We start from the raw sequence: 17136 nt of genomic DNA, 5'->3' as shown, positions 1-17136 counted from the left end.
ATGTCTACGTTGGGCTCAGAAAATCCCCATGGCGAGCCCTGCCACCAGCGCCTGACCCAGTTCCCGGCATTGCTGGCGATGCCGTTCGGTGACTTCACCGCGGCAGATCAGCGCCTCTGTAGCCTCGCTGAAGGGAATGCCCGACAGAATGCGCTGCGCCTGGCGGCGGGCATTGCGACCGTCGTTACCGGCCGAAAAGACCAGCGCACAGGGCATCACCCTACCCGCGGCGATCATCGGGTAGAACACCCGGTCCAGGTAGTCCTTGAGGCCGCCGGCCAGGGCACCGGAATTCTCCGCCCCGATCAGCACCAGGGCATCGGCCTGCAGCAGGTCGGCACTGCCGCTGTCGCAGGCGCGACGCAGGGTCAATGTCACTTCGGCTTCTGCCGCTTCGGCGCCGGCCCCCTGCCACAGCGCTCGCGCCAATTCAGCGCTGGCGCCACTCTGGCTGTGATAAACGATCAGCAGGGTTTTCACGACGACGGTAAGTACCTCTTCTACGCGGGGACAAAACGCGACGAAAACAGGGATTTCACCACAGCCGGCAGGCACTGTCATGCCACGGCCCCTGCGAACTTGGCAGGACGACAGCGCCAGTGCTCTAATGTCGCCTTTCGCCGGCGGCACCACTGCCCGCCCCGCTTCGGCCCATTCACCGACCATAAGGACAAGATCGATGAGCGACACCAACCGCCAGTGGCTTCTGAAAACCCGCCCCCAGGGCATGATCGGCCCGCAGCATTTTGAGCTGGTGCATTCGCCCCTGCCCGAGCCGGACCTGGACGCCGGCCAGGTGCTGGTCAAAACCCTGATGCTGAGCTTCGACCCGGCCATGCGCGGCTGGGTGGAGGACGAACCGTCCTACCTGCCGCCGGTCCCCCTCGGCGAGCCGATGCGCGCCAGCGGTATCGGACAGGTCATCACTTCAAACAATCCCGACCTGCCCGCCGGCACCCTGGTACAGGGCATGATGAACTGGCAGGAATACAGCGTGGGCGATCCGGCCTCGCCGCTGATGCCGCCCCGCCCCCTGCCCGCGGGCACCCCGCCCGCCATGGCCCTGGGCGTCTTCGGCGCTACCAGCCTGACCGCCTACTTCGGGCTCCTGCATGTCGGCCAGCCAAAAGCGGGCGAAACCGTACTGGTATCCGGCGCCGCTGGCGCAACCGGCTCGGTGGTCGCGCAGATTGCCCGCATCAAAGGCTGCCGGGTGATCGCCATCGCCGGTGGCGAGGACAAATGCCAGTGGCTGCGCGACAGTTGCCGCATCGAGGACGTCATCGACTACCGCAACCAGGACGTGGCGGCGGAACTCGCCCGCCTCTGCCCCATGGGGATCGACGTATTCTTCGATAATGTGGGCGGCAGCACCCTGGAAGCGGGCATCGAGCAGATGGCGGACTTCGGCCGCATTGTGCTCTGCGGCGCCATCTCCGGCTATAACGACGACACACCGAGCCCCGGCCCCAACAACATGATGAAGCTGATCACCCGCCGCATTCGCATGCAGGGCTTCATCGTGATCGATTTCCTGGAACAGGCGGAAGCCGCCTACGCCGACCTCGGCCAGTGGGTGGGCGCCGGCGAGATCACCTGGCGCGAGGACATCCAGGAAGGCTTCGACAACATTCCCGCCACCCTGCTGCGCCTGTTTGAAGGCCGCAACCAGGGCAAGCAGCTGTTGAAACTGGCGGACCCCGACTGATTCCCCCGGGCACGGCTGTCCCCCACACCTTATCCACAGAACAGCCTGTGGATAACTTTGGGGACAGCTGGCCGGTACCAAAACCAGAGTAGAACCCGCCCGGGGTGCCCGATCGGAACCAACCCTGACCTGGGCAGTGTTTTTTCCTTTTTAATCAACCTGTTGCAAAGGCAACTTCGGAAACTACTAGTCGTTAGTAATTCGGTCGGGGCAGCATCCATGTCTTGTGGATAGCTGAACCGGGCGGGTTTGTAGACACTTACCCGAAAGCCCGTGTTCGACGGGCTTTATCATTCCTCAAAAGCCCGTCACGCGGCGCTGCCACCGCGGTGACGCAGGCTGAAACACACGTGGATGCGCGGGTTGCGCTCGAAGTCCGGGTCCAGCGTTTCGCGGGTGATGTCCTGGCAGTCGAACTGCTCCGCCAGTTCCGGCTCCAGACGGAAGCCCCGGCGGTTATTGGAAAAGTACAACTGGCCCCCCGGGCGCAGGCGCGACATGGCCGCCCGCACCAGGGCCGGGTGATCCCGCTGCACATCGAAGCTGTCCTTGACCGCCCGCGAGTTGGAGAAGGACGGCGGGTCGAGCATGATCAGATCGTAGTCCCGGCCGCCCTGCTCCAGCCAGTTCAGGCAGTCGCCGCGCTCGATGCGATTGCCCTGCTCCGACAGGCCGTTGTGGGCGAGGTTCTTGCGCAGCCAGCCGAGGTAGGTATTGGACAGGTCGACACTGGTAGTGGAGCGGGCGCCGCCCACTGCCGCCTGCACCGTGGCGGCCCCGGTGTAGCAGAACAGGTTGAGAAAGTCCCGGCCCCGGGCCTCGGCGGCAATACGCAGGCGCAGGGGCCGGTGATCCAGGAACAGGCCGGTGTCGAGGTAGTCGTGCAGGTTGACCAGCAGTTTCGCCTGGCCCTCGCGCACACTGAAATACTCCCCGCGTTCGGCCTGCCGGGTGTACTGCTCGGCTCCGCGCTGGCGCTGGCGCACCTTGAGAGCGATGTCGCCGGGCCGCACATTCAGTGCCGCCGGCAGCGCCGCCATTACCTCGTCCAGACGGCGCGCAGCAGCGTCTGGATCGACATCGGCGGGGGCGCGGTACTCCGCCACATGCACCCGATCACCGTAGATGTCCACCGCGACCGAGTACTCGGGCATGTCGGCGTCGTACAGCCGGTAGCACTCCACTTGCGCCCGCTTCAGCCAGGGATTGAGGCGTCGACGGTTCTTGCGCAGCCGGTTGGCGACCATTTGCGCGCCCTCGGACAGCGGCGCGTTGTCCGCTTTGTGCGTCTCCGGCGCAGCGGCGGCACCGTTGTCGCTGAGCCGGTTGTCCTTGAGGTCGAACAGCAGCAGGCTGGCCGGCAGCGCACCGTTGTAGAGCTTGTACTGGCGGTGACTGCGCAGGCCGATGGCCCGCCCCAGGTCGAGGTCGGAGGTGAAGATCGCGGCCTGCCAGCCGTCGAACTCCCGCTTCATTGCCTCGCCCAGTTCGCGATAGAGATAGCGCAGGCTCTCCTTCTCGCCCAGGCGCTCGCCGTAGGGCGGGTTGCACACCAGCAGGCCCTCGGCAATGGGCAAATGAGTGGGGCGACGCAACTCCGCCAGCGGTTTGCGCAGCACCCGCACCGCCCGCTCCAGGCCGAGGCGGGCGATGTTCTCCTGGGCCCGGCGCACCACGCGGTTGTCGGCGTCGTAGCCGCGCATTTCCGGCAGTTGCCGCTGGCGGCCGCGCTCGGCGCGACCGCGGGCATCGCTGAGAATGGCCTGCCACTGCTGTGGATTGTGACCCGACCAGGCCTCGAACCCGAAGCGCCGTCGATCGAGGCCCGGGGCAATATCCGCCGCCATCATGGCCCCTTCCAGCAACAGGGTGCCCGAGCCGCACATGGGGTCGATCAGCGCACCGCCACGCGCCGCCATACCGGGCCAGTCGGCACGCAACAGAATGGCCGCTGCCAGGTTTTCCTTCAGCGGAGCGGCCCCGGCCTCGCTGCGATAGCCGCGACGGTGCAGGCTGCCGCCGACCATATCGAGGGCCAGCATGGCCCGGTCTTTCGACAGGCGCAGGTTAAAACGCAAATCCGGGGCGCGCCGGTCCACCGAAGGCCGGCGGCCGAAGCGCTGCTGAAACCAGTCCACCAGTGCGTCCTTGGTGCGCTGGGCACCGAACTGGGTATTGCGGATAGCGCGATTCTGGCCGCTGAAATCGATGGCGAAAGTCTGGCTCACCTGCATCCAGGCCTGCCAATCGAGCGCACTCAATCCGGCGTAAAGCTGATCGCCATCAGCGGCATCCACTGTGGCCAGGGGCAGCAGCACCCGGTTGGCCAGACGCGACCAGAGGCAGGCGCGGTAAGCCGCGGCCAGCGGGCCGGTAAAATACACGCCAGCCACGGTTTCACGCGCCGTATTGGCTCCCAGAACCTGCAGTTCATGGGCAAGCAGGCTCTCAATGCCCTTCGGGCAGGTGGCGAACCACTGGCGTTCGTCAGTACTCAATCATTCTCTCCTGTGGACAGTGCCGTTGCGTTCAGGCTTTGCGGCGCGGGGATTTGCGCCTGGCGGCGGGTTTGCGCGCGGCTTTTCTGCCGGCGCTGGTTTTCGGGGCGGGGGCGGCGCGCTTTTTCCCGCCGGCGGCATGGGCGGCCTTTTCGCGCGCCATCAGCTCGAGCACAAGGTTGGAGGAGCTGTCCATGTACTCCAGGTAGCGCTGGAACTCGCTGTCGCTGAAGCCGCGCAGGGCATCGTGTTTGCGATACAGGTTGATAAAGCGGCGCTCGCGCTCGTACTGGCGCGGCAGGGCCATCACCCCCCAGTCCTCCAGCCGCCTTTCCAGCTGCGGGTTGTAGGTGCGCAGGAATTTGAGCAGGAAGGGAATCGGGTCGTGGCGCGCGAGCAGGGAGGCACTGCGCAGCACCAGTTCCAGCGGCAGTATCTTCTCGCCGCTTTCCACCGCCTCCAGGATGTCCTTGTCGGCGAGCCCCAGGCTCTCCGCCAGTTCCTTGATGGTCAGGCCGGCGGTCTCCCTGGCGTCGCGCAGGAAGTGTCCGGCCTCGGCCATGGCCTCCAGGCGCTCGGGCTCCATGCTGGCATTGAGCAACTGGCGCAGCCAGGTTTCACCGAACATGGCGCTGAGGGTTGCGGTATTGCGGGCCAGCTCCAGGGTACCGCCGGCCACCTCGCCGCTCAGGCGCAACAGCACATCAATCAGGGTGCGCTCCTGCCCTTCCTCACCCCGCTCGCCGCGCTCACTCATACTCTCTGCCCCATTTTGCGGCCACTGCGCCATCCAGAGCTTCCAGTATAGCCAGCGCGGCGCGAATCACTGCCCCTCCGGCGCAGCGGGCAGGCCGGTTTCCAGGGCGAATATCTGCCGTAAAATGCCCTGCCACTCGCTGTACTGAGACTCCAGGCTGCCGCTGAGGCGAAACACCCGGCCGCTGACATCCAGCACCGTGGGGCTGACTTCGTTGTCGAAGCCCTGAGCCAGTTCGCGCAGATCCTGCTGCTGCACCTTGCTCCAGCGGAAGGTGTTGTAGCTCTGCTGCAGGGCGGCGAAGGAGCCGCGGCGCCCGGCGCTGTCCCGGTCCTGCAGGCGCTGCTGGTAGTCCTGCATGTACTCGGCCTGTTCGCGGCCGTACTGGCGCCACAGGTCGTAGGTGGGGCGCATGTCTTCCACCAGGTCCACATATTGCTCATCGACGGTATCGATGAAACGGTATTCCTGGTCGCGAATGCGCTGCACCCGCGCCATCATGGGGTCGCCCTGCGCCGGCAGGCGCTGCACCCGGTAATGCCCCGCCTCGTCGCGCCCCAGGTAGCCGGCAAAGGCATCCGGCGCCAGGCTCGCGGCATATCGCAACTCGCCGACGTCGCCGATCGCCTTTATTTCCGCCGCAGTGAGGCTGCGCTTCACCGCCAGCAGGTCGTTGGCTATCTGGCGGTAGAGGTCGGCAAATGGGTCGCCGCCCGCGGGCACCGGGTAATCGGCGGCGCCGGTGACGTCGGTGTACACACCTTGCAACCACTGGCGGCCGGTGGCATCGCTGGCGCTCACCTGCAGCGCCAGGCGCTGGCCGTCGGAGTGCAGGATGGTGGCGCTCACCTGTAGTTCGGCGCTGTCGTCCGGTTCCGGCAGTACCCTCACCACGCCCCAGGCCCCGGAATCCACCAGTGCCTGGCGCAGCAGTACCGGCAGGTAGCGGACCTCGGCGCGGCGAATTTCAGGAAAAATGCCGCGTGTACCGTGGGATGTCACATCCTCTGTCAAACCCGGGTCGAACACCGCCAGGCCGATGTCGATTGCCTCGCTGTCAGCGGGCGGGGCCGATCGCTGCAGGGTCACGCTGCCGACCGGCGCGGGCCACGTCGCCGCCTGCTCTGGCACGGCGTGCTGCGGCGCCGGCCCACTCGGGGCAGCACTACAGCCCGCCAAAGAGCACAAGCCCAGAAGCAGCGGCAACAATAGACCTTTCACGGAGCCTCCGTGGTACATACGCGGCCACGGGTAACCGTCATCTCACAGCGGAAGCCGCTGCTACCCGGCTCAAAGCGGGTGTAGACGCGATTGAGGGTGAAAGGCTGGCTGACCTGGTCGGACAGTACGGTGGTGGCGATGTTCATATTCTGGCGATCCGGGCTTAGCGTCAGGCGGTGACGAATGCTGAGTCCGTCCGGTAGCAGCAGGGTAAACACCAGCTGGTGCCCGTCCCAGCCACACAGCTCGCGCCCGAAGGGCGAGTCCAGGCGGTAGGCATCGGGGCCGGTAAACTGACAGTCCAGGGCGAAGTTGCCCTCGCGCTTGACCTGGATTCCCTGGCTGTCCTGGTCGATCGTCACCAGGGCGGACTGGGTGATCATATCCGCCATCTGCGCCAGCCCCATCACCGAGGCGCCGCTGTTGGCGCCGCCGATGGCAATGGCCGGACCGCCGACTTCGCCCCCCGCGGCGCTGCGACGCTCATTTTCCTTGCGCAGTTCCCGAACCAGGGCATTGAGACGGGCCTGGATATTGTCGCTCTGGGCGTAATTCATCTCCCAGTGGCCGCTGAAGTCCACTGGCTGGCCGCGGCTCTCGCCGGCCAGCCGCGGCTGTTGTTCGGCGCAGGCCGACAGCAGCAACAGGCTGCTGAACAGGAGGGCTCTGAGAGGGATGGTAATCATGGGCGGCAAGTGTACCCCAGCGCCCCGTTATCGGTAAGCGAGGGGGTATTTTTCAACAAATGGCGGAGCGGGCCCGCGCGCCCCTCAGGCGAACAGGCCCTCGCCCGCCGCCAGGCTGCGCCCGAGGGCCGCCAGGTGAACACTGCTGCCGCCGAGGGTCATCTCGTTGTGACGCAGCCACAGGCTGTAGCGCCACAGGCTGTAGTCGCGGTCGATGCCCATACCGCCGTGCACGTGCTGGGTGGCGTAGTTCACCCGGTGGCCGGTGTCGCCCGCCCAGATCTTGGCAATACGGGTTTCAACGCCGGCCTCGCACTCGTCGTGCAACAGCGAGCAGGCCTGGTAGGTCGCCAGGCGCAGGCATTCGATATCGATATAGCAGTCGGCGACGCGGTGCCCAACCGCCTGGAAGGTCGCCACCGGCACGCCAAACTGCTGGCGCTCAGACGTGTAGGACGCCGCCATGCGCATGGCGGCATCGGCCACGCCGATCTGGTGGGCACAGTGGGCCGCGCACAGGCGCTCACCGAGCCAGTGCATGATAGCGGCGCCATCGCTGGGCTCCAGTACATACTCCGCCGCCACTTCCACATTATCCAGCAGCACATGTGCCTGGGGCTCAAAGGCGGTGGACTGGCAGTCCTGCAGGGTGACGCCCGGCGCGCGGGTATCCACGAAGCACACCGCCACACCGTCCACATGCCGCGCCGCCACCAGCAGGTAATCCGACTGGCGGGCGAAAGCCACCGCCTGCTTGCTGCCGTTCAGGCGCAAGCCGTCGCCGCTCGTTTCAGCACGGGTGAGTAGCGGATTGACGGGGTCTTCGTTGCCCGCTTCCAGCACCGCCGCCCCCAGCAGCAGTTCCCCGGCCAGGGCCGGGCGCAGCAGGCGCTGCTTCAGATCGCTGCCGGCGAAGCGCTCCAGCACCATCAGCCCGCCCACGCAATGGCTCAGCACCGGCACCGGGGCGATACTGCGACCGACCTCCTCCAGCAACAGCGCCAGCTCCATAAAACCGAAGCCGCCGCCGCCCTCCGCTTCACTGACGGGAACCGCGACCAGGCCGGCCTCACTCAGGGTCCGCCACAGCGCGCGGTCAAAGCGCGGCGCGGCGTATTCATCGTAGGCCTTGAGGCTTTCCGCGCTGACCTGTTCGCCGAGAATCTGGCGGGCAAGCTGGCGAATGTCCTGCTGTTCGCTGCTGAATCCAAAATCCATACTGTACTCCCGTCACTCGCTAGCGGCTGGCCCGGGGCATCCACAGGCCCGCGGCGGAAATAATGTCACGCTGAATCTCATTGGTGCCGCCGCCGAAAGTAATGATGGAAGCGGTGCGGTACAGGCGCTCCAGGCGGCGGGCACTGTCGCAGCCGGCCCCGTCGCGCAGCAGACCGGCCTGGCCGACGATTTCACCCAGGGCCCGGTACAGTTCGATAAAGGTCTCCGAGCCGTAGACTTTGGCGGCGGAGGCGTCCGCCATTTCGAGGTTGCCGGCCGTCATGGCCCAGCTCTGTTTGTACACGATCAGCTTCATGCACTCGATGGCCGCCCGGCAACGGGCGAGATTCATCTGTACCCAGCCCTGGTCGATGACCCTGCCGCCGGCAGGCAATTCGGTGTCGCGGGCCCAGCGCACCGTGGCATTGAACAGTTCCGCGGAGGGGCCGAAGTTGATCAGGCTCAGGCGCTCGCGATTGAGCTGCCCGGTAATCAGCTTCCAGCCGCCGTGCAGCTCGCCGACCCGGTGGTCGTCGGAGACGCGGATATTGTCGTAGTAGGTCGCGTTGGTGCGTACACCGCCGAGGGTATGCACCGGCGTGCAGCTCCAGCCCGGATCCGAGTTCGGCACCAGGAACATGGAAATGCCCTTGTGCTTCTTCGGCGCCTCCGGATCGGTGCGCACGGCCAGCCAGGTGTAATCGCAGAAATGGGCGAGTGAGGTCCACATTTTCTGGCCGTTGATGACCCAGTCGTCACCGTCGCGTTCAGCGCGGGTTTTCAGGTTGGCGAGGTCGGTGCCGGCCCCCGGCTCGGAGTAGCCGATGGCGATCAACAGATCGCCCGCCAGGATTTTCGGCACGATCTCGCGCTGAATCCAGGCGTTGCCATGCTCGGCGAGTATCGGGCCGACCGACTCCGTGGTCAGGAAGGGGAAGGGGTAGCCCGCCCGCATCACCTCTTCCACAAAAATGAACTGCTCCAGGGGCGTCAGGCCGCGTCCGCCGAGGGACTCCGGCCAGCCCAGGCCGATCCAGCCGTCGCGCCCCATCTGGCGCAGGGCCTCGCGCCACAGGGGGCCGCCGCCCTCGCCCATGTCGCGCTCACATTCGTCGCGCAGTTCCTTTGTCATCAGGGCGCGAAAATACTGTCGCAGTTCGTCCCGCAGGGCCGCCTGCTCCGACGTGAACTGGATTTTCATAGACTGTTTCCCGTCGCGATAAGGATGCTCACCGGCACATAGTAGCCCCGCCTGCTCCACCGGGCTTGGACCGGGGCGGCCAAATTTTTTGTCATCCGGGCTCCCCCCGGGCAGGGCGATGCAAGCCTGCCGGTCCACACTACCGGTACAGGCGCGCCACCCGCGACTGCGCAACGATAGTCCGGTATTGCAACAGCGACGCGGCGCTGGTTTACCATGCTGAACAGACAGGCCCACAACCCGGGACGAGGCACGCCATAATGACCCTGCCCGGCGCGCGAGGATCGCCGCCCCTGCTAACAACACGACGAGCACAGCACTATGAAAATTGGCCTCTGCCTGCCCTACATGAAAGACGGACTGACCCGCGACGACTATCTCAACTGGTTCCAACGGGTGGACGAAGGCCCCTTTCACAGTGTGTCCTGCGGTGAGCGGGTGCACGGCCCCACCTACGACATGCGGGTGGTACTGGCGGCGGCGGCCGTTGCCACCAAACGGGTGAAGATCACGCCCACCCTGTATGTCCTGCCCATGCACCCGGCAGTGGCGGTAGCCAAGGAAGTGGCGACCATGGACATCCTGTCCGGCGGGCGGGTCGAACAGGTTTGCGTCGGTTACGGCGGCCGCGAAAAGGACTATCAGGCCATGGAGAGACCGATCCGCGGGCGCTACCAGCGCATGGATGAACAGGTGGTGGAGCTGCGCCGGGTCTGGAACGGCGAGGAAATCATTGCCGGCGGCGGCAGCATCGGCCCGGCCCCCACCCGCCCCGGCGGCCCGCAACTGCTGGCGGGCGCCCTGGGGCCAAAAAGCATCGCACGCTGCGCGAAGTGGGCCGACGGCCTGTACGCCTGGTCCGGCAACGGGGAACAGGCGGAGCTGGCCAATGCCTTTGCCCTCGCCAACAATGCCTGGGCCGAAGCCGGGCGCGAACAGGTGCCCTACCGCCTCGGCGGTTTCTGGTATTCGCTGGCGGACAATGCCGAACAGCGTCTCTACGACTACGTCTACGATTACCTGGACATCGCCGGCCCGGAAATCGCCACCGCCATGGCCCGATCGGTACACCGGCACAACGCCGACGCGGTGCGCGAAGGCCTGGACAATGCCGAAGCCGCCGGCTGCGAGGAAGTCTTCCTGGTGCCCGCCACCGCCGACCTGTCGGAGATCGATCGCCTCAGCGACCTGTTGGCGCGGCGCTAGCATCGGCCGCTGCCGGGGCGGTGAAAAGCCGCCCACCTCGGCTAAACTGTAGTAAATCTACAAGGAAGGCGCGTTTCCGGGCAACCCTGCGCCCATACTTGTAGTTTCACTACAAGTTGTTGATATTGAAACAATTTTATATAACGCCGCGCTCCCCCGGCAGACCTGCAGCCTATATACTCGCGGCCTCACTCACCCCAGCCGACCACTATCGGGAGTTTTCATGGCCAAACGAGTCTACCTGTTTAACGAAGGCAGCAAGGACGACCGCGACCTGCTCGGCGGCAAGGGCGCCAACCTGTGCGAGATGACCACCCTCGGCCTGCCGGTGCCCTTTGGCTTCATCATCACCACTCCTACCTGCCGCGAATTCTTCGAGGCCGGCAACAAACTGCCGCCGCTGCTGGAGCAGGAGTACCGGGTGGCGCTGGACCTGGTGGAAAAGAAAATGGGCGCCCGCTTCGGCGACCCGGAGAACCCCCTGCTGTTTTCCGTGCGCTCCGGCGCGCCGGTGTCCATGCCCGGCATGATGGACACCATCCTCAACCTCGGCCTCAACGATGACATCGCCGAGGGCCTGGCGAAAAAGACCGACAACCCCCGCTTCGCCTACGACTGCTACCGCCGCTTCATCCAGATGTTTGCCAACGTGGTGCTGGAAGCCGACGGCGAGCAGTTCGAGCACGAAATCGAACGCTATAAAGAGCAACACAACAAGCCCCTCGACACCGATATGACCGCCGAGGACTGGCAGGCCGTCATCGCCACCTTCAAGACCCTGGTGAACTTCCCGGAAGACCCCTTCGTACAGCTGAAGATGGCGGTGGAAGCCGTGTTCCTGTCCTGGCACACCCCCCGCGCCTACGTCTACCGGGAGATGAATAACATCTCCGAGACCCTCGGCACCGCGGTCAACGTGCAGGCCATGGTCTACGGCAACTTTGGTGACACCTCCGGCTCCGGCGTGGCCTTTACCCGCAACCCCTCCACCGGCGAGCACGAGTTTTTCGGCGAGTTCCTGTTCAACGCCGCCGGCGAAGACGTGGTGGCCGGCACCCGCACCCCGCTGCCGCTGGAATCCCTGCGCGAAAGGTTGCCCGAAGTCTACGACGAGCTGTACCGGACCCAGGCCCTGCTCGAGAAGCACTACCGCGATATGCAGGATCTGGAATTCACTGTGCAGGAAGGCCGCTTCTACATGCTGCAGACCCGCAGCGGCAAGCGCACCGGTCGCGCCTCGGTAAAAATCGCCGTGGACATGGTGAATGAAGGCATGATCAGCGAGAGCGAAGCGTTGATGCGGGTCTCTCCCGAGCACGTGGAAGCCTTCCTGCACCCGATGGTGGACCAGGCGGCCAAGACCGACATCGTCGCCACCGGCCTGCCCGCCAGCCCCGGCGGCGCCACCGGCAAGGTGGTGTTCTCCGCCGATGAGGCGGTGCAGGTAGCCGCCGGCGGTGACAAGGTGGTGCTGGTGCGCCGGGAAACCACCCCGGAAGACATCCACGGCATGAAGGTGGCCGAGGGCATCCTCACCGAACTCGGCGGCATGACCTCCCACGCAGCCGTGGTCGCCCGCGGCATGGGCGTGTGCGCCATCACCGGCTGCGGCAGCCTGAAAATCAACTACGCGGAAGGCACGGCCACCACCAGCGGCGGCGTGGTGATCAAGCGCGGCGACGTGATTACCCTGGACGGCACCGCCGGCGATGTGATGCTGGGCGATATTCCCAAGACCGAGGCCTCCTCCTCCGACGACTTCCAGACCCTGCTGAGCTGGGCCGACAAGCACCGCCGCCTGAAGGTGCGCGCCAACGCCGAGACGCCCGAGGACGCCGCCAAGGCGCGGGAGCTGGGTGCCGAGGGCATCGGCCTGTGCCGCACCGAGCACATGTTCTTCGAGGCCGAGCGCATCGACCTGATGCGAGCCATGATCTTGTCCGAGTCGAAGGACGAACGTCAGGGCTATCTCGACCAGTTGCTGAACTTCCAGCGCGACGACATGCTGGAACTGTTCAAGGTCATGGACGGCCTGCCCGTGACAGTGCGCCTGCTGGACCCGCCCCTGCACGAATTCCTGCCCCACGACGAGGCCGAGATCGAGGCGCTGGCGAAACGCATCGGCAAGAGCGCCGAAAAAATCCGCGATATCGTCAAGGACCTGGCGGAGGTGAACCCCATGCTCGGCTTCCGCGGCTGCCGTCTGTCGGTGGTCTACCCGGAAATCACCGAGATGCAGGTGAAGGCCATCATCAGCGCCGCGGTGGCCGCCATCGAGGCCGGCCACAAACCGCTGCCAGAGATCATGATCCCGCTGGTGGTGAATGTGCGCGAGATTCGCCTGGTTTCCGCCATCATTGACCGCGGCATTCGCGCGGTACTGGCGGAGAAGAAGATCTCCGTGCCTTACAAGATCGGCACCATGATGGAAACGCCCCGCGCCACCCTCGGCGCCGACCGCCTGGCGGGCGAGGTGGAGTTCATGAGCTTCGGCACCAACGACCTCACCCAGATGACCTACGGTTTCTCGCGCGACGACGCCGGCAAGTTCATCCCCCAGTACCTGGAGAAAAAGCTGATCGAGGCCGACCCCTTCGTGTCGCTGGATCAGCGCGCCGTGGGCCGGCTGATGGAAATGGCGGTCAGCGAGAGCCGCGCCCGCAAGCCCGGCATCAAGTACGGCATCTGCGGTGAGCACGGCGGCGACCCGCGCTCCATTCAGTTCTGCCACGACCTGGGTCTGGACTATGTGTCCTGCAGCCCCTTCCGGGTGCCGGTGGCGCGCATCGCCGCGGCCCAGGCCAAGGTAAAGCGGGAGATGGGTAATAGCTGATCGCGCGGCGGCGGGTATCACTGCCATGGATGCAGAGTATTGATCCCCGCCGCTTAAGCCTCCCAGGCAATACTGCTAGGCTTGCGCCTCCCACAGATTTCGACCCGGAGTTTTCCCCATGACCGGTAGCTTCTACCCCCCCCAGCGCACCCTGATGGGCCCCGGCCCCTCGGACGTACCGGCTCGCGTCCTCGGCGCCCTGGCCCGCCCCACCCTGGGCCACCTCGACCCCCTGTTTGTCGGCCTGATGGACGAAATCAAGGGCCTGCTGCAGTACGCCTTCAAAACCCGCAATGAACTCACCCTGCCGGTATCTGCCCCCGGTTCCGCCGGCATGGAGGCCTGCTTCGTCAACCTGCTGGCACCCGGTGACACTGTGATCGTCTGCGCCAACGGCGTGTTCGGCGGCCGCATGAAGGAGAACGTGGAGCGCTGCGGCGCCACCGCGATCATGGTGGAAGACGAGTGGGGCCAGCCGGTCTCCATCGACAAGGCTCGGGCCGCCTTCGCCGAACACCCGCAGGCCTCGGTGCTGGCTTTCGTCCACGCCGAGACCTCCACCGGCGTGCGCTCCGACGCCGCCGCGCTCTGCGCGCTGGCCCGTGAACACAATGCCCTGTCCATTGTCGACACCGTGACGTCCCTCGGCGGCATTGAGCTGGATGTGGATGGCTGGGGTGCCGATGCGGTCTACTCAGGCACCCAGAAGTGCCTGTCCTGCGTACCCGGCATTTCACCGGTGACCTTCAGCCCGCGCGCCGTGGAACGCATCCAGAGCCGCGAACACAAAGTCCAGAGCTGGTTCCTCGACATGCAGCTGGTCATGGGCTACTGGGGTGGCAACAGTAAGCGCGCCTACCACCACACAGCGCCGGTCAACGCGCTGTATGCCCTGCACGAGTCGCTGGTGATGCTGCAGGACGAAGGCCTGGAAGCGGCCTGGGCGCGCCACGCTCGCCACCATGCGGCACTGGTCGCCGGCCTCGAGGCCATGGGCCTGTCGATGGCGGTGGCCGCAGAGTACCGCCTGCCGCAACTGAACGCCGTGAACATTCCCGCAGGTGTAGACGATGCCGCCGTGCGCAGCGCCCTGCTCAACGAGTTCGACCTGGAGATCGGTGCCGGCCTGGGGGCACTGGCGGGTAAAACCTGGCGCATCGGCCTGATGGGGCACTCCAGCCGCGAGCGCAACGTCCTGACGTTGCTGGCGGCCCTGGAATCCGTACTCGGTCGCCAGGGCGCCGCCATCAACAGTGGCGCTGCGCTGCCTGCCGCTCAGGCCATACTGGCCGGCTGAACTAACTACAGCGCCGGCGCCACGTCGCCGGCCTCTCCTCCCCCCATCAGCATCCGCCACAGCGCCGTGCTGCGCTGCGGTCCGCCTTCGCGATGGGTAATGTAATCCGCGTGGGCGTCGTTGGCGGCTGCCGGGTCCAGCACGATGCTCCACAGGGGTGCGATTTCGTTGGGCAACAGGGAATAGCGAATATCGATCACCCGGTTGGCATGTAATGGGTCGAGCGCCACATAGCCATTGCTGAACCAGCTGAAGCGCGCCACATCCAGCGCTTGCTGGCTGTCCGGCGCCAGCCAGGGCAAGTCCCGCTGCACATCCAGCACCGGCAGGGAATCGCCGGCGAAAACCCTGCGGCTGAAGCCGGTGCGCACCGCATCCACATAGAAGCGATCCTTTGTCTGGTACACCACCTTCCACAACAGGATGTTGGCGAAACTGGGCTTGGCCTCCAGCCGCAGGGGCTGGTGGCCGCGGGATGCCGCCAGCTCGCGGCCGATGGACTGCGCCTCGTTGCGCTGCCACAGGCCGATACAGAGATAGACCAGCACCCACACCAGGGCGTAGCGCGCCAGCACCGGCTGTTTGCGCAGGCCGGCCAGCAGCACCAGCAACAGCAGCGGCAGGGTAAACAGAGGGTCGATGATGGAGATGGTATTCCAGGCGATCCGCGCCTCGCTGAAGGGCCAGAACAGCATGGTGCCGTAGGTGGTGCAGGCGTCCAGCAGGCCGTGGGTGGCGTAGCCCAGGGTGCAGAACAGGTAGCTGCGACCGAAAGAAAAACCCCGCCGCCTGCCGATCAGGCCGTGTAACGCCAGTGCGCAGAGCAGCCCGCCGACCGGAATGAAAAGCAGCGAATGGGTGAACTGGCGGTGGTACTCAAGAAACAGCAGCGGGTCGGAGGAGGAGCGAATCAGCACGTCCAGGTCCGGCGCCATGCCCGCCAGAAACCCGAGCAGGCCAGCTCCCGCCACCTCCCTGCGCCGCGCACTGCCCTGGGGTAGCGCGGCGCCTAGCACCCCCTGGCTGAGAGGATCCATCAGGCGACGCGGGTCAGGGTATTGACGTCTTTGTGGTCGTAGCTGCGTTTTTCGTAGATATCGAGGGTGGTGCTCTCGGTGTAACGCATCTGGTCGCCCTTGACGGTAATACGGTGGGTGAAAGCAGAGGTGCGGCCATTTTCGTACATATACGCCGACTGGGCGATGCCACTGCCAGCCGCATCGCAGGCCACCTCAAACACCCAATCATCGTCGGGACTTGCGGGTGCCGTTACGGTTCCTGTGGCGACCACCGCCACGCCGCGGGGGATGGTGAAGGTTTCCATAACGGTGTTGTTGGCTTTGTCCCACATCCAGAAGCCCACCTGGTCGTGGAATACCTTGTCGTTGGACTTTCGGCTCACCACCTGGTGATAACGCACGATGGCCAGAACCTGGTCTTCGCAGTTGGTGACATCACCGGCGGCGTCAAAGGTGATGGTCTCGTAGTAGGGATTGCGCTCCTCTCCATCCGGTTCCGGTGCGCGATCGACCCCTTTATCACCTCGCCACTCACCCAGCAGCACCATCAGGGGACCGTAATCCACGCCATCGCCGGTGGTTCCTTCGCTCATTCTGCCAATCTCCCTGCTCCAGTTATATCTCAGATTCCAGTGTTCTGCGCCCCGCCGGGGGGCATGCTTCCATCGCGGCATTAAACTACAAAACATCCGGCAAAGGCGCTACTTTAGTCAGACTGACTCTATCCACAACGAACCTTGGACCCACCCCGGTGTCCAAGCATCCAGCCCGGCGATAACGGGCGCAGCACCGGGCGGAACCCGGTGTACAACCTTCCACAAGGAGCCAAGACCAATGGGAACTCTTCGCAAAACAGCGCTGGCAGCCGCCGGTATGCTGGCCCTCAGCGCCTGTACCACCAACCCTTACACCGGCCAACAGCAGGCCAGCAAGGCGGCCACCTACGGCGCTGGCGCCGCCGCCGTCTGTGCCCTGGTGGGCGCCATCGAATCCAGCAAGCACGCTCGCAACGCGGCCCTCGGTTGCGGCCTGGCCGGCGCCGGGGTGGGCGCCTACATGGATGTGCAGGAAGCCAAACTGAAAGAGCAACTGCAGGGCACCGGGGTACAGGTACAGCGCGAAGGCGACAACCTGCGCCTGATCATGCCCGGCAATATCACCTTCCAGACCGATTCCTACAACCTCCGCTCGGACTTCTATCCGGTGCTGAATTCCGTGGGCGAAGTGCTGGCCAAGTACGCCGACACCACCCTGCGGGTGACCGGCCACACCGACAGCACCGGCAGCCGCGCCTACAACCAGACCCTGTCCGAGCGTCGCGCCGGCTCGGTGGCCGATTACCTGGTGACCCGCAACGTCACCCGCTCGCGCATGCTGGTGCAGGGCATGGGTCCGGATCAGCCCATCGCCGACAACGGCTCGGATGCGGGTCGTGCCCAGAACCGCCGGGTTGAGCTGTACATCCTGCCCAAAACGATCTGAACAGACGCGG

At 65.4% G+C, this 17136-nt stretch carries 14 protein-coding genes; 5 read left to right on the top strand and 9 right to left on the bottom strand.

All coding sequences use genetic code 11. The annotated features are described in order from the left end of the window. Positions 1–15: 15 nt before the first annotated feature. Positions 16–561 (bottom strand): flavodoxin family protein, encoded by a 546-nt coding sequence (locus FVW59_RS12535; RefSeq protein WP_246139728.1) that lies wholly within the window; start codon positions 559–561, stop codon positions 16–18. 118 nt (positions 562–679) lie between these two features. Here FVW59_RS12535 and FVW59_RS12530 point away from each other — a divergent pair, with 118 nt between their 5' ends. After that, a complete protein-coding gene (locus tag FVW59_RS12530; protein WP_148064686.1) occupies positions 680–1708 on the top strand; it encodes an NADP-dependent oxidoreductase in 1029 nt (342 codons plus the stop codon). 308 nt (positions 1709–2016) lie between these two features. Here FVW59_RS12530 and rlmKL read toward each other — a convergent pair whose 3' ends face one another. From rlmKL to FVW59_RS12500, 6 genes are all read right to left on the bottom strand, one after another. Beyond that, positions 2017–4206 (bottom strand): bifunctional 23S rRNA (guanine(2069)-N(7))-methyltransferase RlmK/23S rRNA (guanine(2445)-N(2))-methyltransferase RlmL, encoded by a 2190-nt coding sequence (gene rlmKL, locus FVW59_RS12525; protein ID WP_148064685.1) that lies wholly within the window; start codon positions 4204–4206, stop codon positions 2017–2019. Between the two features lie 31 nt (positions 4207–4237). Beyond that, positions 4238–4963 carry a helix-turn-helix domain-containing protein gene (locus FVW59_RS12520; RefSeq protein ID WP_148064684.1) on the bottom strand — a complete coding sequence of 242 codons (726 nt, stop codon included), beginning with the start codon at positions 4961–4963 and terminating at the stop codon, positions 4238–4240. Positions 4964–5029: 66 nt separating this feature from the next. Beyond that, on the bottom strand, positions 5030–6094 hold the full coding sequence (locus FVW59_RS12515) for a hypothetical protein (protein ID WP_148064683.1): 1065 nt from the start codon (positions 6092–6094) through the stop codon (positions 5030–5032). Between the two features lie 86 nt (positions 6095–6180). Then, entirely contained in the window at positions 6181–6870 is a 690-nt protein-coding gene (locus FVW59_RS12510; RefSeq protein WP_148064682.1) for a hypothetical protein, read from the bottom strand. An 84-nt stretch (positions 6871–6954) separates the two neighbouring features. Further along, a complete protein-coding gene (locus FVW59_RS12505; protein ID WP_148064681.1) occupies positions 6955–8088 on the bottom strand; it encodes an acyl-CoA dehydrogenase family protein in 1134 nt (377 codons plus the stop codon). Between the two features lie 19 nt (positions 8089–8107). Further along, positions 8108–9289, bottom strand: a complete 1182-nt coding sequence (locus FVW59_RS12500; protein WP_148064680.1) for an acyl-CoA dehydrogenase family protein — start codon at positions 9287–9289, stop codon at positions 8108–8110. 321 nt (positions 9290–9610) lie between these two features. Here FVW59_RS12500 and FVW59_RS12495 point away from each other — a divergent pair, with 321 nt between their 5' ends. The 3 genes from FVW59_RS12495 to FVW59_RS12485 all read left to right on the top strand — a co-directional run bounded on the left by FVW59_RS12495 (position 9611) and on the right by FVW59_RS12485 (position 14625). Continuing rightward, entirely contained in the window at positions 9611–10495 is an 885-nt protein-coding gene (locus FVW59_RS12495; RefSeq protein ID WP_246139727.1) for an LLM class flavin-dependent oxidoreductase, read from the top strand. Positions 10496–10718: 223 nt separating this feature from the next. Continuing rightward, a complete protein-coding gene (gene ppdK / locus FVW59_RS12490) occupies positions 10719–13328 on the top strand; it encodes a pyruvate, phosphate dikinase (RefSeq protein WP_148064679.1) in 2610 nt (869 codons plus the stop codon). Positions 13329–13446: 118 nt separating this feature from the next. Then, entirely contained in the window at positions 13447–14625 is a 1179-nt protein-coding gene (locus tag FVW59_RS12485; protein ID WP_148064678.1) for a pyridoxal-phosphate-dependent aminotransferase family protein, read from the top strand. Positions 14626–14630: 5 nt separating this feature from the next. On the opposite strand, the gene FVW59_RS12480 is transcribed toward FVW59_RS12485, so the two are convergent. Together FVW59_RS12480 and FVW59_RS12475 are read right to left on the bottom strand one after the other, a co-directional pair. Further along, positions 14631–15662: a metal-dependent hydrolase gene (locus tag FVW59_RS12480; RefSeq protein ID WP_148064677.1), complete on the bottom strand. Its 1032-nt coding sequence runs from the start codon at positions 15660–15662 to the stop codon at positions 14631–14633. Further along, complete coding sequence (locus FVW59_RS12475; protein WP_187275871.1) at positions 15662–16237, bottom strand: heme-binding beta-barrel domain-containing protein; 576 nt, start codon at positions 16235–16237, stop codon at positions 15662–15664. Before FVW59_RS12475 ends, FVW59_RS12480 begins: the two co-directional genes overlap by 1 nt. A gap of 241 nt (positions 16238–16478) precedes the next feature. Between FVW59_RS12475 and FVW59_RS12470 the strand changes: the two genes are divergently transcribed. Continuing rightward, the gene (locus tag FVW59_RS12470) at positions 16479–17126 is read left to right on the top strand and encodes a YiaD family glycine zipper/OmpA-like lipoprotein (RefSeq protein ID WP_148064675.1); all 648 of its coding nucleotides are present in this window, start codon (positions 16479–16481) and stop codon (positions 17124–17126) included. Positions 17127–17136: the final 10 nt, after the last annotated feature.

The sequence above is a fragment of the Parahaliea aestuarii genome (assembly GCF_008064635.1).
Classification (GTDB): domain Bacteria; phylum Pseudomonadota; class Gammaproteobacteria; order Pseudomonadales; family Halieaceae; genus Parahaliea; species Parahaliea aestuarii.
Note: the sequence above shows the minus strand (reverse complement) of the source record. Positions and strands in the feature narration are given on the sequence as shown.